This window comes from Psychrobacter immobilis (genome assembly GCF_904846065.1).
Taxonomy (GTDB): Bacteria; Pseudomonadota; Gammaproteobacteria; order Pseudomonadales; family Moraxellaceae; genus Psychrobacter; species Psychrobacter immobilis_H.
This window is the reverse complement of record NZ_CAJGZV010000001.1, coordinates 1,795,822-1,820,912: the sequence shown is the minus strand read 5'-3', so window position 1 is coordinate 1,820,912 and position 25,091 is coordinate 1,795,822. Positions and strand designations below refer to the sequence as shown.

Below are 25,091 nucleotides of genomic sequence, written 5' to 3'. Positions count from 1 at the left end.
ATGCTAAAAAACATGATATCGATTAACTATTTCAACATAGAGACAAGCATACTATGAGTAATAATAAAAAAGAGAGCAAGGCAGTAATTGGGCTACAACAAAGCTGGGCTAGTAACATCAGTGATTATATATTGCTACGCCGCGAGCAAACGTATTTAGCGTATAAGGCAACGGATGCAAAAGCTAATATTGATAGCAAGCAAGTCGCTAAAACAGAAGAAAGTAATTTATTCACCGCTTTATTCGTTATGTTAGCGACTCATTTGGAAGAGGGGCATACCGTATTAACCATTGAGTCTTCTGAGCATGAAGAAGCCTTGCAAGGTCAAATAAATAATGAGGTAGTTACGCTATATGCTTGGCAGCAACAGTTATTAGAGATGCTAGCAATGCCAATCTTTGCGCTGATAGATAGCAAACTAAATACGCAATCAGAAGATGACTCTATAACTGAAAGGTCGCTATTCGTATTGCTAGACACGCTATTTGATAAGAAAGAGCAGCTGTGGATGCAATTGGCGCTTAGCAACCACGAAAAAGAGGTGCTAACCAAGCGTTTTGACATGATTGCTACGCTATATCAATTACTGAAAAATACGGACTTAAGTTTTTTTATACGCCTAGTTAACGAACATGATTTGTTTGCTGAAGTTAATAGTAGCATTAATAATAACGATAAAGTAAATAGCCTAAGCAAAAATAAACCTATCATATATAAAATTCAAAAAAGTCGGACTAATAATAAAACAAAGCTAGCACTCACCTTTTGGCTGCATCGTGCATGGCAAGCCGAGTTTAATTTAGCAAAAAATATCAACAATATTTTAAATCAGCAAGTAAGTCCTTTACAGATAGCAATGCCTGAAAATCTTCATGAGCACCAAGTAAAGGCGATTAATGTTGCTAATAACAACGCGTTTAGTATTATTACTGGTGGTCCAGGTACAGGTAAAACCTATACCGTGGCGCAGTTAGTCATTGCGCTGCAACAAGCGACAGAGAGTGGGGGATACGGGGCTGAAAATATTAGATTCAGTACGGACAGTGCCAGTCTGGCATTGGCAGCACCGACTGGTAAGGCTGCCCAGCGCATGCAAGAATCTTTACAAGCTGCTCTCGATGCAGCAGATATTGATCTACAGTTACAAGAAGCTAAAACCATCCATCGCTTGTTAGGTATTGGTCGGACGGGCAGACCGCGCTACGATACTAACAATCCACTTGGCGAAGATATTATCATCGTTGATGAGGCGTCGATGCTCGGGGTCGAGTTGGCCAATTATCTCGTGAGTGCAGTGAAACCAGGTGCAAGGCTGATACTATTGGGCGATGCGAACCAGCTAGCAGCGGTAGATGCAGGAGCAGTGTTGGCTGACTTGTGCCGTATCCCACTGTTACAACCCATTCATGCAGAGTTAACCGAAAGCCGCAGATTTAGTGCAGAATCAGGTATTGGCAAACTTGCCTACCAAATTAATCAGGCAGAGGTAGATACGCAAGCCATCTGGCAGCTGTTAAGGCAGGATGAAGCCTTGAGTTTTCAATATGTAAATACGCTGCAAACAAATGAGTTTAAAGATAATAAGATAATAAATAGCCTAAGCAATAAAAAAATTATTTCAGAAATATCATTAAAATATATCGAATATATAAATAAAGTAAAAGAGCTCCTAAAAAATCCAATAGAAAAATCCATGCCAGAATCAGTAAAAAATACGATTACATCACTAATGGAAACATTTAACGAGTTTAGAATTCTAAGTGCTGGTCATAATGGTGAATGGGGCGATCACTACATTAATAACTATCTCACTCAATGGCACCTAACTGAACTAAAGCTACCATTGGGCCAAAACACATGGTTTCATGGTCGTCCTGTGATGGTTTTACAAAATAACTATGAGTTAGGATTATTTAATGGTGACATTGGTTTTTGCTTACAAACATCGGATGAAAGAAGTCGATTAGAAGTGTTTTTCGAGAATAAAACACAGGGGATTCCCGTCAATCTGCTAAACGAAGAGGTAATTGCCACCGCATATGCGATGACCATTCATAAATCGCAAGGATCTGAATTTAAGCACGTTGCCATTACTTTTGATAATAGTCATGCTAGATTGCTAAGCAAAGAGCTTATTTATACGGCTGTGACCCGTGCTAAGAAACAGGTAACCATATATAGTACAAAATCTGCTTTTGAAAAGGCTGTTCAAACACCTACTGAGCGTCATACAGGTTTGGCATTACAGTTTTCTCAGCGTTAATAGATAAATACTAAAAAATATAAAAAGAGGACTAGAGTTGTATACCTTTGATACTGTGCTAGAGCATATTAATGAAATTATTTATAAGCCCAACCAATTGATTATTGCTTCAACTAAAGAAGAGCAACAAAATCTAGAATATGCTGCTGGTACATTTGAATTAATGGACAGACTGACTGTTAAAACAGTTAGATTCAGAGTAGCTAAACAAACACCTACCAAAGTAGGGCAGTTTGTTACCTTTTGGGAAAAAGATTCCAAAGGTATTAATCAACCTTTCCAATATGATTCTTCACCAGACTTGTTAGTAATCACCGCATTTAAAGACAACCATACATTTGGGCAGTTTGTTTTTCCAAAAAATGTCTTGCTTAGACATAATATTCTTCAGTCTCATTTTACAAAAGGTAAGATGGGTATAAGAGTGTATCCTAGCTGGGATAAGCCAACCAGCAATACCGCTAAGAAGACACAGCATTGGCAACTCGATTATTTCTTCGTGGTGACTGGTACAAACATACTGCCTACAGAAAAAATACGGGCATTGTATGAGTAGCAAAATTAACAGTAAATGTAAAATCTAAGTAATAAAAAAGCATCCAAATTGGATGCTTTTTTGAACTCAAATGTAGAACTTAAACTTTGTCTTCTTTGATAGCATAGATGCCAGGCAGATGACGCAAGTAACCATGGAAATCCATACCACAGCCATAGACATAACGATCTGCAACATTGATACCGACAAAATCAACATCAAAATCTTCAACTTTACGATCATGCTCTTTATTAAGCAACACACAACATTCAAGTGATAAAGGTTTTTCTTTGCTTAATTCTTCGACAACTGTTTTTAGCGTGATACCTTCATCAAAAATATCGTCAATCAGCAATACATGCTCACCTTCGATACTAACATCAGGTTTGAATTTCCAATCTAGCTCATTGGTGCCTGCATTATCACGATAGCGTGATGCATGAATATAATGCATGCGATGGTAGAACGTCAAATGAGTCAATAGTTGACCAGCTGGAATAAGTCCACCATTCATAACAACCATAACGATTGGGTTTAAACCAGCATAATGTAGGTTGAGTTGGGCGGCAAGGCGCTCATAAGCAGCGGCTACTTCGATGCTACTGATAAGGCACTCTGAGTTGCGTAAAGTTTTTTCAATTTCTTGGTTGCTGATTTGGGTCATCGGGTGCGCCTTCGGTAAAAAGTGCCGCTTATTTTAGCAAATTTTAGTGAATTTGCCCAATGCCATCTGTCTTTTGAGACAAAATTAATCAAATACTGGCATTTATTCTGGCTTTTCTACGATGAAAGGGCGGTAATAGTTTGCTAAACGATTTAAAGAGCGATCAGGTAGGTCGGGTAGCAACTTATTTAAGGCCATACTCATGCCTTTATCAATGGCGGCTTTGGCCACTGGGACAGCTTTGCGTTTAATCATGCCAAGTTTCAGTGTTTCAGCATAGCGGCTGATAAAATGAGTCAATGTCTCTTCATTCATGGTTTCAAGCGCTGTTTTAAATGCTTTCATATCTACTTGCTCAGGTGTGATAGCAGCAAAGCCTTTTTCGATGGTTTGCGCATCTGCATCAGATAATTTGAAACCCACTCGTTTTACACCTTCATTATCAATAAACGTCGCCCGATCTCTCAAGAAATGAAAGCTTGGCATTACTTCTTCATTATTCTCTTTACCGAGTAAGATGTTAAGTAGTGTATCTGTTGCTTTTTCAACTGTGCCAACAATTTTGCGCATCGAGGCTTGACGTTCAGGGTTTGGAATAATATCTACCAATCCAATCAACAAATTGTCGATTAGATCACGTGCTGTTTGATGCGTCAGGGCATCACGATATGGGTAGTATTCCACCCCCTCATTTGAGGCAATCACTTGCTCAGCGTCAATGATTAATGCTTTCAATTTATCTGAAGGTACAAACCCAAAATAATGCGCCATGGTGCTTCCTTTATTTGTTGTTTTTCATGTTTAACCAGCGTTACATTTGTCGTTAAATCAGTTAGTATCTAAATGGGTTGCAGTCAAAGACTCACCATATGCTGACTAGTGACATGTGCTAACGATAGAATGCAAAGCCTTATTAATGGATGATGATACTACTACTACTACAGTACTTCTATAAACAGCCTTTGGACAGGTGCGCTAAGTCACTAGTCGCCGACTAATTTAACATATTTTTTATATTCTAAATTAAAAAGCTTGAACTTATAAGGCTACCTATTACTTGTCTAAGGAGAGATAAGATGAATAGTGCAATCGTGCTAGTGTTTGCTGTTGCCGCGATGCTTTGCGGTTATCTGTTTTACTCAAAATTTATCGCTACTAAAATCTTGGCATTGGATAACAGTATCCCCACGCCAGCGCATACTATGAAAGATGGGGTGGATTATATCCCTACCAATAAATATGTGCTATGGGGACATCATTTTACTTCAGTCGCAGGAGCGGCGCCGATTATTGGTCCTGCCATTGCCGTTATTTGGGGCTGGGTACCTGCTATCATTTGGGTAGTATTGGGCACGATTTTTATGGCAGGTGTCCACGATATGTCAGCCATTTGGGCTAGTATGCGCAATCGAGGTCAGTCGATTGGTTCGATTGCCGGTACCGTCATGGGTACACGTGTACGTAGCTTGATGATGATCGTTATCTTCCTATTATTACTCATGGTAAATGCGGTATTTGGTGTCGCTATTGCTAATATGATGATAAAAACCCCGTCCGCTGTGCTACCTGTTTGGGGGGCTTTGATAGTCGCCTTTATTATCGGTCAGTGTATTTATCGCTATAAGATGAATCTGGTTTGGGTATCAATCATTGGGGTCACAGCTTTATATGGGCTTATCTATCTTGGCCCTATGTTCCCTGTCGTATTACCTGAGACATTCTTAGGCTTACCTGACAACGCTGTTTGGATTATTATTTTATTCGCCTATGCGGCAATCGCTTCTTTATTACCGGTTTGGATACTCTTGCAGCCGCGCGATTATATCAATGGCTTACAATTATTTGTCGGTCTGATTTTGTTATACGCTGCCATCTTTATTGCGACGCCGAATATTGTCGCGCCAGCGATAAACACGGCATTGCCAATCGGTACACCATCTATGGTGCCTTTATTGTTTGTCACCATTGCTTGTGGTGCAATTTCAGGCTTTCATGGTTTGGTGGCAACGGGTACGACGTCTAAGCAGATTGATAAAGAAGAAGATGTACGATTCGTTGGTTACTTCGGTGCCATGGGTGAGGGGATGCTGGCACTGGGTGCGATACTTGCGGCAACGGCGGGCTTTGCAACTCTTGGTGATTGGCAAGCCGTTTATCAAAAATTTGGCGATGGCTCTATTGGTGCCTTTATTGATGGCGGTGCAACCATACTGAATGCAGGCGTCGGTATTGATATGGTTTTATCACAGACGATGCTGACGGTAATGGCAGCATTGTTCGCTGGTACTACCATGGATACTGGGGTACGTTTGCAACGCTATATCTTCCAAGAGTTTGGTGAAATTTATAAACTACCTGTTCTAAATAAAAGTGTGGTGGCAACATTGCTTGCCGTTGGCAGCTGTTTGTTATTAGCCTTTGGTGCTGGTGGCATCGATGGTGCTGGCGGTATGATTATTTGGCCGTTATTTGGCACGACGAATCAGCTAATGGCCGCATTAACCTTGATGATTGTTACTGTCATCTTGTTACGTAAAGGCAGACCTGTGTGGTATACCTTGGGGCCATTGTCATTTTTACTGGTCATGACGGTTTTTGCGTTATTGATTCAGCTAAAAACCTTTTTCAATGATGGTAATTGGCTGCTTATTATTATGGATGTCATTATCTTAATAGCTACGATTTTAGTGACGTTTGAGAGTCTATCGGTACTCCGAAAAGAGTGGTCGATACACAGAGGCAAAAGCAATCTCTAAGCCATGTTGAATAACTAGTTAGATACTTACTGAAATACGATAAAAACGCTAGCAGCAATTGCTGGCGTTTTTTGTCTCATATAGGCATGATAGTTAATAAGCATACGCAAAATAAAAGTCTTCATGGAAACGACAAATATGACAAACCCCATAAAAAATATTGAACCATGGTGGCAACGGTTTTCCGCTGGTCTAAATGAGTTTTATCATGCGCCTTATCGTCAGACGATGGCACGCGCCGCACGTGATGAAGAAGATTTTTTCATGCTACTCATGTTTGCGGAAAGCTTGGGTATCGACAATCCGGCAAGCTTTTATACATTAGAGTTGCAGCCTTTGTTTTTAGAAAACTTCCATGAATGGCATACCAGAATGGGTATGGATAGATGCCCTTTTGACCACGTAGGTTGCTGCTAGTTTCCTTTGAATTAATTAAAATGAGAGATAAGTATGGCATTACACCCTTTACCCGCATTGGTAGAGCAACTGGCAAAGCAGCCGATTATATTTATCGGTGGCAAGGGCGGTGTCGGTAAAACCACTACTGCCGCCGCACTTGCCAGCTATTATGCCAATCAAGGCAAAAAGACACTGATTGTCTCGACCGATCCAGCACACAGCTTGGGCGATGTGTTAAACGTCCCGCTCAAAAATCAAAAAACAGTCGTAACTCCTTGTCTAGATGCTATTGAACTAAACCCTGATATCATCGTCGATGAACATTTTGCCCAAGTTGAACGCACCATTACTTCCTATGCAAACCCAGACATGATGCCAAAAATTCGCGAACATCTACGGCTATCAAAATCAGCGCCTGGCGCACAAGAAGCCGCGATGCTCGAATCCATGTGTCAGCACTTGGTTGCAGCAGCAGATGCCGGCTATGAGCATATTATTTTTGATACCGCACCGACGGGACATACACTGCGTTTATTAGTGCTGCCTGAAATGATGGGGGCATGGACGGATGGATTGCTAGCGCAGCAGCGGCGGCAGGCAAAACTTCGCTCAGTGGCAAATCATTTAGGCAGTCATGAACAAAAAAACCAGCAAAAAAATGACAATGATTTAGCCAATGCGTTTGCTGAAAAGAAGAATGATCGCTGGGAGCAGGCAGTATCCGTACTAGAGAAACGCAAGCAGCTGTTTCGTCAGGCAGGGTTGCTACTGCATGACCGTACACAAACCGCCATTGTATTAGTGATGACGGCTGATGTACTGCCACTGGCTGAAACCAAGCGGGCGATAGAGCACTTAGAAGACAGTAAGCTCATGCCAGCCGCCATCGTTATTAATCAGTTGATAGCACCAATTCAGTCTGATGCGTTTTGGCGTCATCGAGCTGAGCGCCAACAACAATTAATGCAAGATATTGAGCAAAGCTTTCCCAAGTATCCGCTGTATCCCATTTATTTGCAGCAAACCGATGTGCGTGGTACTTTTGCCTTAAGTGCATTAGTAAGCCCAGCATCATAAAGCCCGTCAGTAAGAGATATTATTTCAAACATGTTTATGCACTATGGCTGACCCTGATACGACGACAGCTTACTTGAAAGCGACCATGCCATATCTGCGCGTAATAGCTGCGCTTGTTCAGACTTACCACTACTGAGCGATGACCATTGCGGTTTACCACGAGCTTTCTTGAGCTCACTGGGCAATTTATGTGTTGGCCATGGTGTGACAGTGGTGCTTTCGTCATCTAACGACTTTTCAATACTGGATTTCTCACCTTTATACAGCAATTGCGTGGCATCAGTTGCTGCATGACCACGATGACGTAGGGCCGTGAGTAAATCTATGGCTCGGGTGGCCAGCAAGGTTAGAGTAGCAGGGTCGATATACAAACGTTTTACCCCAGTGATTCTATCGGCAATACTACTGGTATTAGATAACAGCCCACCTGCGATACCGCCAATGGCAGCACCTAATCCTAAAGTAGTGCCAAGTGCTGCAGCATCGATGCCAAGACCTAATAACGCGCCAGCTGCCGCGCCAGAAGTGGTGCGAATACCGTAACTTTTTAGCAGCTCAGGGTCGAACGGGTCTTGCTGATAGGCCTGTAGCTCAAGTGGGGTTGCTGCTACGTCATTGTCATAAAACTTATATAAATTGAGCAAGTTGTTCTGCATCGCCCGTTCACTTTGTCTCACGGCCTCTTGCATTTGCTGTAATACTGGCATTGGGTCATCATCTTCACTAATCTCACGAACAAAAGCAGCAACATTGATTAAAAAATCAGCAATGATAATGTTAGCCTCATCATAAAGCTGTGCCCAGTCTTCAGTACGACGTGCCATCAACTGCTCAAGCATCTCAGAGTGGGTAAGCATGGTGGCTAAATTCTGCCATAAGCGCATTTCATCTTCAAATTCAAAAGCCACGGAGTCAAAGCGTGTAGAAATATGCAAATTACGTCTTGCCAGCATCGTCTGCCACTCATCTATATTGGCATCTTGAGCGTCAGTGAAATTAAATACCGGCATAACAGGAATCGCTGCCCAAGATAAAATAGCTAACTCGTCTTTATATTTACCGAGTACTGGCTCACGTGCATCGACGACATAAATGGCCATATCACTTGCCAGCAGCTGCCGAATCACTTTGGCCTCTTGGCTATAGTCCTCATTGCTACTTAAGGCATCACCACCTTGGGCAATATCTGCTGCCAAAAACTGCTGCAAACGCTCAATGCCATCACGCCGACTGGCGGTATTGTCCTCTAACCAATCCATTAATCCTGACGCATCTTCTAAACCCGGTGTGTCATACAATACCACCAACACTTCGCCCGTTTGGCTGTCTGTTAATTTGGCTTGCTCTACATGACGGGTAGTTGCGGCTTCATTTTTGACTTCACCAAAATAGACGTCACGCAATAGTGTACGCAGTATGGATGTCTTGCCCGTATTGGTATGACCAACGACGGCCAATTTTAGCGGTTCACCACTGGCGATGGTTTTCCTTGTCATACTTGTCGTTGTTGTTAATGGTTCAGTTGATAAAGGTTGATTGTCTTGAGTTTCCACTGACTCAGTTACAGCTGATTTTAAAGTGCTGTTTGCGGTATTAGAGGTTGCCTCATAAGCCTTATCTGCAAAGAGACCAGCAGGCTTATTGTGTTCATAACTCTCTTTTTTATTATCATTATTCATAATATCGTCTTATATTTATTAATGACCAAAACATACAGTGGCTTTTATTGTAGAACAAATTGTGTGCTATTTCGGTATTAATACTAACCATTTGTCTTAAGTAACTGATAATCCCAGTTTGGCTAGTCAATCAATTATTCACTAGACCAATGTTGCGGGCAGAGAGTGCGGTTTGCCACTGCTGATAACGAACATCTTGATTGTCTGCAACCTGCTTGGTTAAGTCTAAAGCGCTTGCATCACTCAGCAGCTGCACGATGAGTCCATCTTTGGCGTGAGCAGCGATTTGATCAAGTTTGCGTAGCGTGCCACGGTCAGGTAAGGCTTTATGATGAATACCAAGTAAGACCTGCACTGGGTGACTGTCTAAATACGTCTTCAAACGTGCCATATCGTCACGATCATCAACGATACCGAAATTCTCTATCTCGCTATTATTAATATTGGCATCCAGACCTGCAAGCCACCAGTTATCCTGCTCTGCTGGATACTCAAGCAAAGCAACCAGCTTCTTGCCAGCGCTGACGGCTGCTTTTGGCGCAATAGGAACGGGCACTTCATTAAAGTCATCAGCATCTACCACCTGACGTTGCCAAAAGTTTAAAATCTTTTGATAATAGGGCTGCTTGATGTCCAACCGCATCTTTTTACGACGGAACATCAATGCGCAAAACGCCCAAGCAATCGCTCTTGGTACAATACCGTACATCAGCAAACTACCAACCAATAAGCCTGCCCATTGCCGCGCAACAGTCAATGGCATCGCATCAGTCACCAAGCGACTTTGTACGATAGCGGTGCTATCTGGCACATCGAATCCCACCATACTTGGTAACCAGCCAAGTACCTGTGTTAAAGTAATTAGCGCTTGATCGGATAGTAAAGTCGACTCCCAGCTAAAGCTATACTGACGCACAATCAACAGAAAAATAATCGCCAGCAGCATGCCCGTCAACGTTGCCAGCCATAACTGATGACTAAATCGCCCCAAATACCAGCGCATCCCGCTATGCTGTAATTGGCGCTCGTACAAGTCGACTGCCGCCTTGGTAACATCGTCTTTACCACGTATCAGATAACTGGGACTGACAAAATTGGCAAACCAATTCGAAGACTGCTTGCCTTGATTAATCAGGGTCATCACCAGCCAGCCTAACAGCATAATGGTATGAAAACCCAGCAAGCAAACCAATACATAAAAGAAATTCACCACATTGGTCTGTAGTAAGGTGAATAAGCCCAAAAATCCCGAGAGACACCACACCACGCTCATGACTACCATGATGCCTTTGATACGCCCGTCAATTTTGCCCAATACTCGTGCCAGCGCACCGTTACTATCGATACGTGAGGCTCGGCGGTGCAATTTTTGAATGGGTTTGCCATCCTCACCTTGTAGTTTTTCCGTGATAAGTAGCGGGTCAGTGGCAAAGACATGTTGCTGCGTCTCAAGCGTGCGTACCAACTCAGTCAATTGATCTTGGGGTGATAGCATAATGCGATAACATCCATATAAAGGCGTTTATGTAGGAGATAATTCTTGATTATTGTAGCGTATATATGAGGACACGCCTTCGCCAAATGTTAAAAAATGAACATTTATTAAGCATTTTTATCATGGTAAAGACAATAAAAATCAGCCAAAATGAATAATGAACGAAATGATAATGACAATAGTGTAAAAAAACAGAGGGTGAAAAAACGCTGTTAAAGAAAATCCAGAAAAGGAATCATCATGAATAACAGAACGTATCTAATCGTTGGTGGTACAGGCGGCATTGGTAGAGCGATGATTGAGCAATTAGTAGATGGCACTGCCAGTGGCAATAAGGATGAGAATGCGAATACCGATAATGGTGGAAAACAAGGTATTCATGTTTTTGCGACTTATCATCGCAATGTACCTGATTTTGAGGCTGACAATCTGCATTGGTTACCCATGAACCTCTGCGACGAACAGAGTATCCAACAAGCAGCCGAGGTTATTCAGCAGCAAACCACTCATATTGATTGGATTATCAATTGTGCAGGGTTATTACATACGGCGACGCAGCAGCCAGAAAAAGCGCTGCGTCAGGTTGAGACTGATTTCTTTTTACAAAATATGCAAGTGAATGCCTTAGCCAGCTTGCTTATTGCCAAACATTTTAGACCACTATTAGCCAAATCTGCGCGTAGTAATGACAAGCCCGCAATCTTTGCAACGATATCCGCGCGCGTTGGCAGTATCAGTGACAACCAACTGGGCGGATGGTATAGCTATCGTATGAGTAAAGCGGCACTCAATATGGGCATGAAAAACCTGAGTATTGAATGGAGTCGCTCGCTCAAAGACGTGTGCGTGGTTGTCCTGCAGCCAGGAACGGTAAATACGCAACTATCAGCCCCTTTTCAAGGTAATGTGGCCGAAGGTCAGTTGTTCTCGCCAGCCTACAGTGCGGAATGCTTATTAGAAGTACTTAACCGTATGACAGCTGCGCAATCAGGAAGCTTTGTTGACTGGGCAGGGGAATCCATACCTTGGTAGCTCTAAACGATTAAAAGATTCATAAAGCCAATTCAATAGATAAAAACAGGGCGTGTCGTTGTCGTTAATATGATGACAATGACACGTCCTGTTTTATTGATAATATAAGGGTGATTCTTAGATAGGAAAATGCTTAGTTCGCCATAAACAAGTCCATAAACTCATGTACAGGTGTGTGCTCTAAGCGGGTTTGATCGCTACAAAGGGCAAAAATATCCTGACAGCGACTGTCGATAAATCGCGTCGCCAAACTGGCACGAAACTTGGCTTCTAATATCGGCAAGCCCTCAGTACGGCGACGTTTATGTCCGATTGGGTATTCGACGGCAACCTTGTCGGTACTGCTACCATCTTTAAAGAATATCTGAATGGCATTGGCAATCGAGCGCTTACTTGGGTCATGATAATCTTTTGAATAACCCGCATCTTCTTCTACAATCATCTTGCGGCGTAGACCATCAATTAAAAGATGGTGCTGTGCATGATAATCGTCTTCATAATTTTCTGCCATTAAATCGCCAGTTAGTAGAGGCACCGCGACCATATATTGCAAACAATGATCGCGATCCGCAGGGTTGGCCAATGTGCCTTCTTTAGAGATAATTCTAATCGCGGATTCATGAGTGGTCAGGACAATTTTTTCAATATCGTCGATTCTGTCATCAATACGTGGATGTAAAATCACAGCCGCCTCACAAGCAGTCTGCGCATGAAACTCGGCAGGAAAGCTTAACTTAAATAAGATATTTTCCATTACGTAACTGCCAAACTCACGCTGGAAAGTAAAACGGCGCTCGTTTGCAGGTTTAAGGGCTAAGTCTTTATTGGTATGGCTAAACAATACATCATAAAACCCCCACTGCGATGCAGAGAGTGCCCCAGGAATACCCATTTCACCGCGACGGGTAATATCAACCAAGCGTACCGCGCGACTGGTAGCGTCGCCTGCCGCCCAAGATTTACGGCTACCGGCATTGGGTGCATGACGATAGGTACGCAACGCCTGACCATCGACGATCGCCTGCGAGATGGCAGCCATGATACGCTCACGTGGCAATTTATAGAGCTTGGCGACCACAGCAGTAGAGGCCAATTTAACTAAAAACACATGATCAAGACCCACACGGTTGAATGAGTTTTCCAGTGCAATTACACCCTGAATCTCATGTGCCATAATCATAGCCTCGAGTATCTCACGCATGGTTAATGGCGGATGATTGCGACTGACACTTTGTTGGCTGATATAATCGGCGACTGCTAGGATACCGCCTAAATTGTCCGAAGGGTGCCCCCATTCAGCAGCCAGCCACGTGTCATTATAATCGAGCCAGCGCACCATACAGCCGATATCAAAGGCGGCTTTGATAGGATCTAGTCTGTGGGCTGTACCCGGAACGCGCGCACCATTAGGTGTAAGCTGATCGGCACAATCAGGACCCAAATGCTTAGTACATTCAGGGAAACGTAGCGCAAGCAGACCGCAGCCAAGCGTATCCATCAAGCAATGACGTGCGGTATTCCAAGCATCTGCGCTATTGGGGGAGTCTTTATCTATCGAATAATTAAGCACATAATCAGCAATCTTTTGAATCTCAATGTCATATTCTGGACGGACATTGCTTTCTACCGTTGCATCATTTTTATTTGAATTTGTTGTATCTGAATTATCATTTGACATGGTGGTCTCCTCTTCCTTGAGTGTGCTACTTCCTTGACCCATTATCTCGGTCATCTTTTTAAATTAGCCATCATTTAAAAGTAGCATACTCAATATGAAACAACCAAACTGAATTATGTTAAAAATTAAAACCTTGCGGCGCGCTTAAATCATCAAATATAGCAGACCTAACACAAATAAAGCCGCCATGATAAACAGCAGAAAACTTAATACTTTGTTCGTTGTGGAGGCAGACTCAGTACGCTCTTTTTGTACTTTGTTTTTCTTGGCAACGTATAGAACCATTTTTACATGCTCTATGTTATCTTCGAGATAATGATCGCCTTCAGGTACAAACCCCAAGGACTCATAGAAGCTAAGTAAATAGGCTTGTGCAGAGAGTATAATCGGGCGCTTCTTACCATATTTTTTACGGCAGTGCGCAATGGCATGAATCATCATCTGCCGTGCGATACCCTCACCTCTGTGCTCTGATAATACCAGCACTCTACCGATGGCAGGCATAGCAGTATGATTGGTCTTAATCGTAGGGTCGGCGACCGATAGATTGGATTTTAATTTATTAAATTCAGGCGGAATGATACGGCAGTAGCCTACCAACGCCTCGTTTTGATGCGCGATAAGATGTAGGCAGTCAAAGTCCATCTCATCCATATCTTGATAAGCGCAGTTTTGCTCAACCACAAACACTTGTGATCGGGCTTTTAAAATATGATAGAGATCAACTGAGGTCAGCTCATCAAAGGTTTTGATAGAAAATTCACAAGTCATAGTGGGCTAGCTTCTGGAAATAGGCGGTAAAAGATTGGCATTATAACGATTTAGGCACACATTAACCATTCCTAACCCTTTAGAGTCTGGCTGATTTTATCCAAATTTAAGCTATCCGACATGGCATTGAATATCTCAAAATACTTGCCGTGTTTCTCATATAGCGCTTCATGCGTACCGGTTTCAACCACGCGACCATCTTCTATCACGACCAAGTCATCCGCATCGATAATTTGGGCAATATTATGCGAAACCATAATCACGGTACGATCTTTTTTGATGAGATCTAGGCTCTTCTTCACTTGTTGGCTGGCGATGGCATCGAGGCTAGCGGTTGGCTCATCCAAAAACACAATAGGCGGATCTTTTAAAAACATCCGTGCCAGCGCGATACGCTGCTGTTGACCACCAGACAATGACTTTGCTGTACTCTCATAGCCTTTTGCTAAATTAATAATTTGCTCATGAATGGAGGCTTTTTTTGCTGCAATGATAATATCTTCCTCTGTCGCATTCATATCACCATAGCGAATATTTTCGCTAATCGTACCGGAAAATATATGATTACTTTGTAGTACCAAGCCAATATTTTGACGCAATTCATGAGTATCGCAGTCGGCTAAATTATGTCCGTCTAGCCATATGGTACCGCTATCTGGCGCATAAAACTTTACCAATAAGCTGATAATCGTACTCTTGCCAGCACCGCTCAAACCCACCAGCGCAGTAATACGATTGGGCTTGATAGTAAAGCTGACATCTTTTAGCGCTTGCGTGCCATTCGGATATGTGAAATCGACGTTTTTCAGCTCAATATGACCTTTTAAATTTTCACTACTTCTGCCCGTGATATCTTCAACTTGGCTTTCATCTTCTAATATATCAAAGAAGCCTTCAGCGTAAGTCAGGGCATTATTAATCTGATCATAAATACGATGCAATTGGCGGATAGGGGCGGCGACGTTTTGGAATAGCATGACATGGAATAAAATCATACCAATGGTCATCTCGCCTTTTAATACAAAGTAGGACGTCAGCAGAATAATAACGACTACACCAATTTGCTCAATAAAGGTCTTTATCGCATCATAAATAAAACCAATACTGCGAATACGCAGCTGATTGTCAGTCATGTCTTTTTGAATGGTTAAATGTTTTTCTGCTTCTATCGACTCACGAACAAAGGATTTCACCACGCTGATGGAGTTGATCAAGGAGATAACCAAGCCACTTTTGGCTTCTCGATAGCCACGCATCTGCCGACGGAATCCTTGTAGACGCCGCGCTTGTTTTTGACTGATGAAGAAATATATCGGGATGATAATAAGACCGACCAAGCCTATCCAAAAATTGGTCGAAAACATAATGATGAGTGAGACGATCGCGCTGGCAAATAGCGGTAACATATCGATAAAGAAGTTTTGCACTAAACTGGTTAAGCTACTGACACCATAGTCGATACGCGTTTGCAACTTGCCGCTGTCGTTTTCGCTACTGGTATAAAATGCCATCCGATAGGTGAGGATGCGCTCAATGATTTTTTGTGATAAATCACGTGATAGATTGATACGAATCTTTTCGCCAAAGAAGCGTTGCCCAAACGAGATGAATATCGACAAGATCTCTTTGGTTAAGAGTACCGCACTAATGATGCCGAGCATACGCAAGCCTGCCTGCCATGGCTCGGCAAGCGTGGAAATTTCGGTCAAAGTATCAACGGCATAGCGCAGCACAAAGGCATTGACCTGAGCGGTAAACGAACCCAGCACGGTCAATATCAAAGTGGCAATAATTAATACTTTATATGGCGCGGCAAAAACGGCAAGCTTTTTGAGGATATCCCATAACAAAGCGCGCCGCTCCGTTTTTTTGAGTGGCGGCTTCTTCTCTAGCGGAGGTTTGTTGAGTGTAGGAATAGTTGGCATAATACCTTATTACAAAGTTACATTAATTACTAAGACGTCTGTTTTTTATTGGGCCTCTAGATTGATTGATATCTTGTGCCAATGTATTTAAATTATCAGTAGGAGGCGCATACACTTGCAAGAGAATGTACTCAACCAGTTCATAAGCATCCATAGTATCGTTCAAACTTAATTCATTATCTGAATGACTGCCAGCGTTACCTAACCATTTCACAGCTTCAAGATGCTCTTTTATAGTTTGATATTTATCTGGTAGATGTTCTTTAATCCTACTATGTAGAGACATTTTTTTACTGTCATCTTTTTTAGAATACAGGTCTACACCTTGATCGGTAAGAACTTCTTCGATAGATATTCTTATTAAGTTGGCTGCTGCAGAAGGAGAGGTAAAGAATAGTTCGAATGACTGATTGAGTAGTTTTTCGATATCAGCAGGTGTATCTTCTGGGATAGTGATTAACTTGAGATTTGGATGGAAAAATAATGGTCGATAGTCGCTATACCAATATTGTGATTGACTACCAAACTCATCGACGTCTATATCAAAATCCACGTTTCCGCGTCCTGTACATACAACTTTACTAGCACATTTATGGTTATTACATTCAAAAATGCAGTGAAAAATATAATCAATCAAGTCTTGATCAAGCTCATGTTTATTCTGCATTTCTTTTGCATCAAGTTCTTCAAATTCTTCAAAGCTATTTTCTTTAATTCGTAAAAGTCCAATATTACACTTAGGGCAAATATAATCAGGTGGGTCATCTACGGTAAATCGCCGCTTATATAGATCTCTATTCATTCCTTGATACCTTAATTATTAGTTAAAAGCATCTGCTGGTACAAAGACTTCACCAACCATGATACGTCTTGCCGAGCGGCTCATTGATACTTTTTTAGCCTGCCAGCGTCCATCGACTTGCTCAGTTTTTCCGCCTACTAATAACGTTCCTGATGGATGACCAAAGCGCACTTCACTAAGTTGATTTTTAGATTGACCGCCACCTGCCGCTTCATTGACCAATGTACCCTGTGTCGTTGCTGCCGCTGCTATTGCAACCGCTGCTGTGCCCATCATGGCGTGATGCAGTTGCCCCATACTCATGGCGCGTACGACTAAATTAATCTCATCAGCATTAACAGATTTACCACTAGAGGCGGTATAGCTCTGTGCTGTGCCAACCCAAGCGATTTTAGGAATATGTTGACTGGTTTGCGCTTCACTGACGTCTTTAAACAGCCCCATCGCAACGCCGCCTTTGGCACGGATTTTCTCAAGCTTGGCAAGTAGCTCGCTATTACTATTGATGTCGCCTTGTAGCTCAGTACCGGTAAAGCCCAAATCTTCTGCTTTCATAAAGATGGTTGGGATACCAGCACTAATAAAAGTTGCTTTAACACTATCGCTAGCCAAGCCACAGCCAGATACATCAAAGTCATCGACCAAGTTGCCAGTGGGGAACATATCGCTTGATGAATCAACGGGATCAATAAATTCGATTTTGACTTCAGCAGCAGGGAAGGTCACACCGTCTAATTCAAAATCGCCAGTTTCTTGTACTTGTACGTTACCATTTTCATCTTTGTATACAGGCACGTAGGCGATAATGGTTTTACCGATATTTTCTTGCCAAATACGTACTTCGCAAATGCCAGTATTCGCACTATTTGCGATCTTATCAGTATCGACTAAGCCCATATTGATGGCACAAGCACCTACCGCAGCGGTTAAATTACCACAATTTCCCGCCCAATCAATAATTGGTTTGGCGATATTGACCTGTCCAAACAAGTAGTTCACATCGTGGTCTGATCTAGAAGACTTAGATAAGATGACTGTTTTTGAGGTGCTAGAGCTGCCATTGCCTAAGCCGTCGATTTGCTTACCATAAGGATCAGGGCTACCGATGACACGCAATAAGAAACTATCACGCGACTTGCCAGCGACTTGGCAACGCTGTGGTAAATCAGATAGTTTAAAGAATGTACCTTTTGAGGTGCCGCCACGCATATAGGTGGCGGGGACAGATAGTTGTGGGGCAAAAGCAGGGTTTGGTCGGGTCATTTTTTTATTCCTATTATTTTAGTACGATATATTCATCACCGTTTTGAATGACCATTGTTAATGATTCAATAGATTGCGGCGACAACATATTTAAAGACTCACTGGTTTCTTCAGAGCTTTGTGCAGCTGCTTGTTGCAGCCAATAACGTGCTTTTTCTTCATTTTTTCGAACACCCCATCCGTTTAAATAGGCTGCTGCTAAAAAGTTCTGTGCCTGCAGATCGCCTTCTTTTGAGGCAATAGACAAAAGCTTAGCAGCTTTAGTCAAATCTTGCTTGGTACCCCATCCTTTTATATACATAAGGGCTAAAGTTGTCACGGCATGAATAAATCCACTTTCAGCGGACAAACTGTACCAGTAACACGCTGCTACTAAGTCTTGACCGACACCATCACCAGTATGAAATTTAAGCGCCAAGAGATACTGCGAAACTGGGTCGCCTTCATCAATGCCAGGTCTCAAATCGGACTTAGCCATTTCAAGTTGTTCCCGTCGAATTTGTATAATACTATCAACGGATTCTTGTATATCGCGGCCGGTACGTACATTAGAAACCCAACAACCAATAATAATAGCAATAACGACAATGGAAATAGAGACGTCTACTATTGATAAATCAGTGAGACTACTACAACCGCTAAGATTCAATACAGAAATCAAAATAATAAAAATTCTATTGATGTTTTTCATGCCACTTCTTATGATAAAAAATGACAATTATACTAAATAGAAAAACAAATGTTTATTTTTTTAAGAAAATTCATTTAAATAAAGTACTATAAGCAATGTATTTAATGGATAGAAGCCTAATAAGACTAAGGAGTATCAGAATCTATTGTGAGACTACTAAAAAAGCCAATGCCATATAAATATAACATTGGCTTTTGTCACGTGTACGACAGCTATCGTTGTTGTTTATTCGTTTCTATTAAACGATATCTAGCGTGCCATCGATAAACTCTTTAGCAAAGCGCTGTAGCATACCGCCAGCGTTATACATTTTAACTTCATCAGCAGTATCTAAACGACATTTCACTGAGGCTTTATCGACAGTACCATCTGTGCGGTTAATGACCAATGTCATCTCACCACCAGCCGACACTTCGCCTTCGATATCGAATATTTCAGTACCATCGATATTTAGGATATTACGATTGACACCTTCTTTAAACTGTAAAGGTAGCGCTCCCATACCGACTAAGTTTTGACGATGGATACGCTCAAAATCTTCTGCGACGACGACTTCAACGCCAGCTAAACGTACACCTTTAGCAGCCCAGTCACGGCTTGAGCCTTGACCGTAGCCATCACCAGCGATGATGATAAGTGGCTGTTCACGGTTCATATAGGTCTCAATTGCTTCCCACATACGCATGACCTGACCTTCTGGCTCTACTCTAGCAAGTGAACCTTGGATCACCTCACCTTTCTCGTCACGTACCATCTCATTCAATAGCTTAGGATTGGCAAAGGTCGCACGCTGCGCCGTTAAGTGGTCACCGCGATGGGTCGCATAAGAGTTATAGTCTTCTGCCGGTAAGCCCATAGTATCAAGATACTCGCCAGCTGCTGAGTCACCCAAAATCGCATTGGACGGTGAGAGATGGTCAGTAGTAATATTGTCACCCAATACCGCTAATGGACGCATACCTTTTAGCTTATTCATCGCCGCCATTTTGCCTTCCCAATACGGCGGACGGCGAATATACGTAGTCATCTCACGCCAGTCATAAATTGGACTTAACGCTTTGCCGGTGTCTTTTTTGGCTTCATCAAACATCGGGATATAAACGGCGTTGAACTGCTCAGGCTTCACGGCTTTGGCAACGATGGCATCCACTTCGTCATCATCAAACCAGATGTCTTTTAGATAAACATCATTGCCGTTTTGATCTTTACCTAATGAATCTTTTTCGATATCAAAGCGAATATTACCGGCGATAGCATAGGCAATCACCAATGGTGGCGACGCTAAAAACGCTTGCTTGGCATACGGATGGATACGACCGTCAAAGTTACGGTTACCAGACAGTACAGCTGTGGTGAACAGATCATTATCGATGATCTCTTTTTCGATATCAGGGTCTAATGCGCCGCTCATGCCGTTACAAGTGGTACAAGCAAAACCAACCACGTCAAAGCCAATTTCTTGTAGCTCTGGCATCAGACCAGCTTCTTCTAAGTACATTTTGACCGTTTTTGAGCCGGGTGCTAATGAGGACTTCACCCAAGGCTTACGTAATAAGCCTTTCTCATTAGCATTACGAGCAACTAAGCCCGCTGCAACCATATTGCGTGGGTTAGAAGTATTGGTACAGCTGGTAATTGCGGCAATAATCACCGCGCCATCTGGCATCAGACCATCTTTTGGTTCTGGTAATTTATCTTCAGGAGCGTGAGCAATACCTTTGGCAACCAAATCCGTGGTGGATACGCGAGCATGCGGACGTGAAGGACCTGCCATATTACGGACAACAGCGGACAAATCAAACTCAAGCACACGCGCGTATTCCGCATTTTCCATGCCATCAGCCCATAGACCAGTTTGCTTGGCATACTGCTCAACCAATTTGATTTGAGCCTCAGAACGGCCAGTGAGACGTAAATAGTCGATGGTTTGCTCATCGATATAGAACATTGCCGCCGTCGCGCCATATTCTGGGGTCATGTTTGAAATAGACGCACGGTCACCGACGCTCAGTTGGCGCGCACCTTCACCGAAGAATTCAATATAGGTAGAGACAACGCCTGCATCACGTAAAAACTCAGTCATCGCAAGTACGAGATCCGTACCAGTAATGCCTTTTTGCAACTTGCCAGTTAATTTAACACCAACGTAATCTGGTAGGCGCATATAAGACGGGTTGCCTAGCATAACGCTCTCAGCTTCCAATCCGCCAACACCGATAGAGATAACGCCAAGCGCATCGACCATAGGCGTATGGCTATCTGTACCGACTAAAGTATCGGCAAAGGCTACTTGTTCACCGGCTTTGTTTTGGACGACTTGGACGACAGGCGACATTTTTTCTAGATTGATCTGATGCATGATGCCGTTACCGGGCGGTACGACGTTGACATTATCAAAGGCATACTGGCACCAGTTGATAAAGTGAAAGCGATCATCGTTACGGCGCTCTTCGATAGCACGGTTTTTCTCAAAAGCGTTTTCCTCAAAGCCGGCATGTTCAACGGCTAGTGAATGGTCAACAATTAATTGCGTTGGCACGATTGGATTCACTTTAGACGGATCGCCACCTTGCTCAGCGATGGCATCACGTAGACCTGCCAAATCGACAAACGCGGTCTGACCTAAGATGTCATGACAAACCACGCGGGCAGGGTACCAAGGAAAATCTAAATCTTGTTTGCCCTCAATATGTTGTTTTAAAGCAGCTGTTAGCTCTTCTGGTGGGCAACGACGTACCAAGTTTTCACATAGTACTTTTGAGCAAAACGGTAGCTTGTCATACGCGCCAGCTTCAATATTTTCGACAGCCTCGCGGGTGTCAAAGTAATAGAGGTCGGTATCTGGCAGGGGCTTTTTGAATTGATCATTCATTGGTTGTACTAGAGCGTTGTCCATGATTCACCTTTGGCAGTTGGCTGGTTTAAATTTAAAAAATAGTCATTCTTTTAGCAAAGTCATTAGTGGAATTAGAAGTTAGAAGAAGGCTTTGCTAAAAAAATATGGCTAAAAAGAAAGTGAGGTTATTAAGAAAAAGTTTAACTGCTAAATTGTGAATATATCTAGCAGTTAAACTGGTTATCTCGCATAAGCACTTATCCGAGATAGTAAATATATATGGATTAACGCGCGCTCATCTCTGGTACTGGACGCAGCTCTTCACCGGTATATTCCGCACTTGGGCGAATGATACGGTTATTAGCACGTTGCTCAAATACGTGTGCTGCCCAACCTGTTAGACGCGAGCAAACAAAGATTGGCGTGAACAACTTAGTTGGAATGCCCATAAAGTGATAGGCTGAGGCATGGAAAAAGTCAGCATTACAGAACAGCTTTTTCTCGCGCCACATGACTTCTTCACAGCGTACTGATACTGGATATAGCACTTCATCACCAACGTCAGCAGCTAGCTTCTCAGCCCAGCCTTTAATAACGACGTTACGTGGATCTGATTCGCTATAGATGGCATGACCAAAGCCCATAATTTTGTCTTTACGCGCTAGCATACCCATCATTTCTTCTTCGGCTTCATCAGGTGAGCTAAAGCCTTCAATCATATCCATCGCCGCCTCATTAGCGCCACCATGCAGAGGACCGCGTAGTGAACCAATCGCGCCAGTGATACAAGAATGGATATCAGATAGCGTAGAAGCACACACACGAGCGGTAAAGGTCGAGGCGTTGAACTCATGCTCTGCGTACAAGATAAGAGACACGTTCATCACTTTTTCGTGTAGCTCGTTTGGTTTCTCACCCTTTAGCAAATGCAAGAAATGACCGCCAATGGTGGCATCATCAGTTTCGGTTTCGATACGCACGTTGTCATGGGTAAAACGATACCAATAGTTGATAATAGAAGGGAATACCGCAAGCATGCGATCTGCTTGGTCGTTTTCTTCATCAAAACTCATTTCAGTTTCTAAGTTACCCAGCATAGAGCAACCGGTACGTAAAACATCCATTGGATGAGACTCGGCAGGAATGCGCTCAAGCACGTCTTTTAATGACTGTGGTAGACCACGCAAGCTTTTGAGCTTGGTCTGATAAGCGTCAAGCTCAGTTTGGTTCGGCAAGTTGCCATAAAGAAGCAAGTAGGCCACTTCTTCAAAGATGCATTTGTCTGCCAGCTCTGACACGTCATAACCGCGATACGTCAGACCAGAGCCTGACTTGCCGACGGTAGATAGAGCGGTTTTGCCAGCGACTTGTCCGCGTAGCCCTGCGCCTGACAATACTTTTGTTGATGGGTTCTGTGCTGCCATGATGAAATTCCTTTTGTGGGTAGCTTTTTGGGTGAAAAACGGTGTTTCTAAGTTTCTAATAATAAATTTATCAGTTGATGAATGATGATAGCGCCAGTTGAGCGTTAGGCAGGCTGTGGACCATCTAAATCGACATTACAACGCTCAAACTCCGCTTCAATAGGAACATTCAAGACTTCCATTGCGCTGCCTTCGCCTTCTGCATTATTGATTTTCATGTACTTGACACCCAGTGGTGATTCCATGAACGTCTGAATCTCAGTCATCTCTTCTGGAGTAGGATCAGCCATTGGCGTTGCAATCTCTTCACCATTCATGACACGCAATTGCTCATTACCAAACGTAATCAGCTTTTTCCCTACCTCTGACGTATAAAAGTTATGCAACTCTTGTAACTCTGCATCGGTAAACTGACTCTTATAGAAGCTATCGACTTCGGCTTTACCCAAGTCTTTGTCGCGTGATTCGAGACAGCTGACTTGCTCTGCACTGAGCGCACCACTATTGATAACCGGTGCAAATAGTAGGCTGTTGACAGTATCTAGCGTAATCGTTGTCATGACCAAGTCATCTTGAGTGGCAGGTGCGGTAGCATCAACTTCAGCAGTGCTTGCACCACTGGTGGTGTCGTCGGCGGTTTCTGGTGTTTTATCACAGCCCGTCATGAATAATAGCGCCGCAAGCGTGCTGCTCAGTAGTGACGTTTTAAAAGCAGTATTAGCAGTAAAAAATGGCATAAATAACCTAAAAGTAAATGAAGACGGATTTCGAAAAGATAACACACTCAAAGGTGAGCTATCTTTTCAGTATTGCCAATAACTAATTCTTAACTACTTATTAGCAAATAGCTTGTCTAGTGTCTGCTCCAACTCATGATAATTTAAGAAATCATACAGCTCCATGCGGGTTTGCATGGTATCAACAACTTTTTCTTGTGTGCCATCAGTCAATAGATGCTGATAAACGTTTAATGCCGCTTTGTTCATCGCACGGAATGCTGATAGTGGGTACAACACCATCTCGACACCCACGCTATATAGTTGATCAGTGGTGTAAAGGTCGGTCTGACCAAACTCTGTCATGTTGGCGAGTACTGGGATATCCAATACGTCAGTGAACTTACGATACATTTCGATATCGGTTAACGCCTCGGCAAAAATCATGTCTGCGCCTGCTTCTTGGAAGGCAACAGCGCGCTCGACAGCAGCATCAAGACCTTCTACCGATAACGCATCCGTACGTGCCATGACCACAAAATCAGGGTCAGTTTTGGCATCCAATGCCGCTTTTAAGCGATCAACCATTTCTGAAATACTGACGATTTCTTTATTTGGGCGATGACCACAGCGCTTTTGAGCGACTTGATCTTCGATATGTACCGCTGCCACGCCTGCTTTTTCCATTTTTCTGATGGTTTGTGCAATGTTAAACGCGCCACCAAAACCAGTATCGATATCTACTAATAACGGCGTATCAACTGCGTCAGTGATACGTCGTGCATCTTCTAGTACATTATCAAGGCTAGTCATACCCAAATCAGGAAGACCAAATGAGGCATTTGCCACACCAGCACCAGAGAGATATAACGCTTGGTGACCGACTTGGGTCGCCATCATTGCAGTATAGGCATTGATAGCACCTGCAATTTGTAGTGGCTGGTTATTATCATTTTTTTGGGTCAAAGCACTGCGAAAGCGTGCGCCTGCTGAAGGTAAAGTCATGTGAGTGTCCTTGCATAGAGAGATAGTATTATCGTTATTGTGTTCGATTATACCCAATAATCAGTGAGTGCAAAGCATT

20 protein-coding genes are annotated in these 25,091 nt (G+C 42.9%); 6 read left to right on the top strand and 14 right to left on the bottom strand.

Annotated elements, in window-relative coordinates; translation table 11 throughout:
• The first annotated feature begins 53 nt into the window (after positions 1–53).
• A complete protein-coding gene (gene recD / locus JMW64_RS07545; protein ID WP_201553866.1) occupies positions 54–2,264 on the top strand; it encodes an exodeoxyribonuclease V subunit alpha in 2,211 nt (736 codons plus the stop codon).
• A gap of 37 nt (positions 2,265–2,301) precedes the next feature.
• On the top strand, positions 2,302–2,820 hold the full coding sequence (locus JMW64_RS07540; protein ID WP_201553865.1) for a MepB family protein: 519 nt from the start codon (positions 2,302–2,304) through the stop codon (positions 2,818–2,820).
• Between the two features lie 79 nt (positions 2,821–2,899).
• On the opposite strand, the gene JMW64_RS07535 is transcribed toward JMW64_RS07540, so the two are convergent.
• Positions 2,900–3,463, bottom strand: coding sequence for a hypoxanthine-guanine phosphoribosyltransferase (locus tag JMW64_RS07535; protein ID WP_045447249.1), 564 nt, complete (start codon positions 3,461–3,463; stop codon positions 2,900–2,902).
• Positions 3,464–3,565: 102 nt separating this feature from the next.
• Positions 3,566–4,234: a hypothetical protein gene (locus JMW64_RS07530; protein ID WP_201553864.1), complete on the bottom strand. Its 669-nt coding sequence runs from the start codon at positions 4,232–4,234 to the stop codon at positions 3,566–3,568.
• Positions 4,235–4,539: 305 nt separating this feature from the next.
• Here JMW64_RS07530 and JMW64_RS07525 point away from each other — a divergent pair, with 305 nt between their 5' ends.
• From JMW64_RS07525 to JMW64_RS07515, 3 genes are all read left to right on the top strand, one after another.
• Positions 4,540–6,219, top strand: coding sequence for a carbon starvation CstA family protein (locus JMW64_RS07525; protein WP_201553863.1), 1,680 nt, complete (start codon positions 4,540–4,542; stop codon positions 6,217–6,219).
• 138 nt (positions 6,220–6,357) lie between these two features.
• Complete coding sequence (locus tag JMW64_RS07520) at positions 6,358–6,636, top strand: cory-CC-star protein (RefSeq protein WP_406947489.1); 279 nt, start codon at positions 6,358–6,360, stop codon at positions 6,634–6,636.
• 33 nt (positions 6,637–6,669) lie between these two features.
• Complete coding sequence (locus JMW64_RS07515; protein ID WP_201553861.1) at positions 6,670–7,695, top strand: ArsA family ATPase; 1,026 nt, start codon at positions 6,670–6,672, stop codon at positions 7,693–7,695.
• Positions 7,696–7,736: 41 nt separating this feature from the next.
• Here the strand turns inward: JMW64_RS07515 and JMW64_RS07510 are convergent, their stop codons facing one another.
• A complete protein-coding gene (locus tag JMW64_RS07510) occupies positions 7,737–9,374 on the bottom strand; it encodes a DUF3482 domain-containing protein (RefSeq protein WP_201553860.1) in 1,638 nt (545 codons plus the stop codon).
• 130 nt (positions 9,375–9,504) lie between these two features.
• Entirely contained in the window at positions 9,505–10,869 is a 1,365-nt protein-coding gene (locus tag JMW64_RS07505) for a DUF2868 domain-containing protein (RefSeq protein ID WP_201553859.1), read from the bottom strand.
• Between the two features lie 240 nt (positions 10,870–11,109).
• On the opposite strand from JMW64_RS07505, the gene JMW64_RS07500 reads away from it, so the two are divergent.
• Entirely contained in the window at positions 11,110–11,901 is a 792-nt protein-coding gene (locus JMW64_RS07500; protein WP_201553858.1) for an SDR family oxidoreductase, read from the top strand.
• Between the two features lie 133 nt (positions 11,902–12,034).
• Here the strand turns inward: JMW64_RS07500 and JMW64_RS07495 are convergent, their stop codons facing one another.
• The 10 genes from JMW64_RS07495 to prpB form a co-directional block, all read right to left on the bottom strand.
• A complete protein-coding gene (locus JMW64_RS07495) occupies positions 12,035–13,579 on the bottom strand; it encodes a bifunctional 2-methylcitrate dehydratase/aconitate hydratase (protein ID WP_201553857.1) in 1,545 nt (514 codons plus the stop codon).
• 144 nt (positions 13,580–13,723) lie between these two features.
• On the bottom strand, positions 13,724–14,350 hold the full coding sequence (locus tag JMW64_RS07490; RefSeq protein WP_201553856.1) for a GNAT family N-acetyltransferase: 627 nt from the start codon (positions 14,348–14,350) through the stop codon (positions 13,724–13,726).
• A 71-nt stretch (positions 14,351–14,421) separates the two neighbouring features.
• Positions 14,422–16,275, bottom strand: coding sequence for an ABC transporter ATP-binding protein (locus JMW64_RS07485; protein ID WP_227694118.1), 1,854 nt, complete (start codon positions 16,273–16,275; stop codon positions 14,422–14,424).
• Positions 16,276–16,297: 22 nt separating this feature from the next.
• Entirely contained in the window at positions 16,298–17,077 is a 780-nt protein-coding gene (locus JMW64_RS07480) for a DUF4145 domain-containing protein (protein ID WP_201501288.1), read from the bottom strand.
• A gap of 18 nt (positions 17,078–17,095) precedes the next feature.
• Entirely contained in the window at positions 17,096–18,340 is a 1,245-nt protein-coding gene (gene prpF / locus JMW64_RS07475) for a 2-methylaconitate cis-trans isomerase PrpF (RefSeq protein ID WP_201553855.1), read from the bottom strand.
• A 13-nt stretch (positions 18,341–18,353) separates the two neighbouring features.
• Positions 18,354–19,031, bottom strand: coding sequence for a tetratricopeptide repeat protein (locus JMW64_RS07470; protein WP_201553854.1), 678 nt, complete (start codon positions 19,029–19,031; stop codon positions 18,354–18,356).
• 238 nt (positions 19,032–19,269) lie between these two features.
• Positions 19,270–21,903, bottom strand: a complete 2,634-nt coding sequence (gene acnD / locus JMW64_RS07465) for a Fe/S-dependent 2-methylisocitrate dehydratase AcnD (RefSeq protein ID WP_201555074.1) — start codon at positions 21,901–21,903, stop codon at positions 19,270–19,272.
• 248 nt (positions 21,904–22,151) lie between these two features.
• On the bottom strand, positions 22,152–23,291 hold the full coding sequence (prpC, locus tag JMW64_RS07460) for a bifunctional 2-methylcitrate synthase/citrate synthase (RefSeq protein WP_201501285.1): 1,140 nt from the start codon (positions 23,289–23,291) through the stop codon (positions 22,152–22,154).
• A 104-nt stretch (positions 23,292–23,395) separates the two neighbouring features.
• On the bottom strand, positions 23,396–24,028 hold the full coding sequence (locus tag JMW64_RS07455; protein ID WP_201553853.1) for a DUF2059 domain-containing protein: 633 nt from the start codon (positions 24,026–24,028) through the stop codon (positions 23,396–23,398).
• Between the two features lie 93 nt (positions 24,029–24,121).
• Positions 24,122–25,012, bottom strand: coding sequence for a methylisocitrate lyase (gene prpB, locus JMW64_RS07450; RefSeq protein ID WP_201553852.1), 891 nt, complete (start codon positions 25,010–25,012; stop codon positions 24,122–24,124).
• Positions 25,013–25,091 lie beyond the last annotated feature (79 nt).

Excerpts from the sequence above, each read along its gene's own strand:
- recD (WP_201553866.1), top strand. The coding sequence starts at position 54 with ATGAGTAATAATAAAAAAGAGAGCAAGGCAGTAATTGGGCTACAACAA.
- JMW64_RS07535 (WP_045447249.1), bottom strand. The coding sequence starts at position 3,463 with ATGACCCAAATCAGCAACCAAGAAATTGAAAAAACTTTACGCAACTCA.
- JMW64_RS07530 (WP_201553864.1), bottom strand. The coding sequence starts at position 4,234 with ATGGCGCATTATTTTGGGTTTGTACCTTCAGATAAATTGAAAGCATTA.
- JMW64_RS07525 (WP_201553863.1), top strand. The coding sequence starts at position 4,540 with ATGAATAGTGCAATCGTGCTAGTGTTTGCTGTTGCCGCGATGCTTTGC.
- JMW64_RS07520 (WP_406947489.1), top strand. The coding sequence starts at position 6,358 with ATGACAAACCCCATAAAAAATATTGAACCATGGTGGCAACGGTTTTCC.
- JMW64_RS07515 (WP_201553861.1), top strand. The coding sequence starts at position 6,670 with ATGGCATTACACCCTTTACCCGCATTGGTAGAGCAACTGGCAAAGCAG.
- JMW64_RS07510 (WP_201553860.1), bottom strand. The coding sequence starts at position 9,374 with ATGAATAATGATAATAAAAAAGAGAGTTATGAACACAATAAGCCTGCT.
- JMW64_RS07505 (WP_201553859.1), bottom strand. The coding sequence starts at position 10,869 with ATGCTATCACCCCAAGATCAATTGACTGAGTTGGTACGCACGCTTGAG.
- JMW64_RS07500 (WP_201553858.1), top strand. The coding sequence starts at position 11,110 with ATGAATAACAGAACGTATCTAATCGTTGGTGGTACAGGCGGCATTGGT.
- JMW64_RS07495 (WP_201553857.1), bottom strand. The coding sequence starts at position 13,579 with ATGTCAAATGATAATTCAGATACAACAAATTCAAATAAAAATGATGCA.
- JMW64_RS07490 (WP_201553856.1), bottom strand. The coding sequence starts at position 14,350 with ATGACTTGTGAATTTTCTATCAAAACCTTTGATGAGCTGACCTCAGTT.
- JMW64_RS07485 (WP_227694118.1), bottom strand. The coding sequence starts at position 16,275 with ATGCCAACTATTCCTACACTCAACAAACCTCCGCTAGAGAAGAAGCCG.
- JMW64_RS07480 (WP_201501288.1), bottom strand. The coding sequence starts at position 17,077 with ATGAATAGAGATCTATATAAGCGGCGATTTACCGTAGATGACCCACCT.
- prpF (WP_201553855.1), bottom strand. The coding sequence starts at position 18,340 with ATGACCCGACCAAACCCTGCTTTTGCCCCACAACTATCTGTCCCCGCC.
- JMW64_RS07470 (WP_201553854.1), bottom strand. The coding sequence starts at position 19,031 with ATGAAAAACATCAATAGAATTTTTATTATTTTGATTTCTGTATTGAAT.
- acnD (WP_201555074.1), bottom strand. The coding sequence starts at position 21,903 with ATGAATGATCAATTCAAAAAGCCCCTGCCAGATACCGACCTCTATTAC.
- prpC (WP_201501285.1), bottom strand. The coding sequence starts at position 23,291 with ATGGCAGCACAGAACCCATCAACAAAAGTATTGTCAGGCGCAGGGCTA.
- JMW64_RS07455 (WP_201553853.1), bottom strand. The coding sequence starts at position 24,028 with ATGCCATTTTTTACTGCTAATACTGCTTTTAAAACGTCACTACTGAGC.
- prpB (WP_201553852.1), bottom strand. The coding sequence starts at position 25,012 with ATGACTTTACCTTCAGCAGGCGCACGCTTTCGCAGTGCTTTGACCCAA.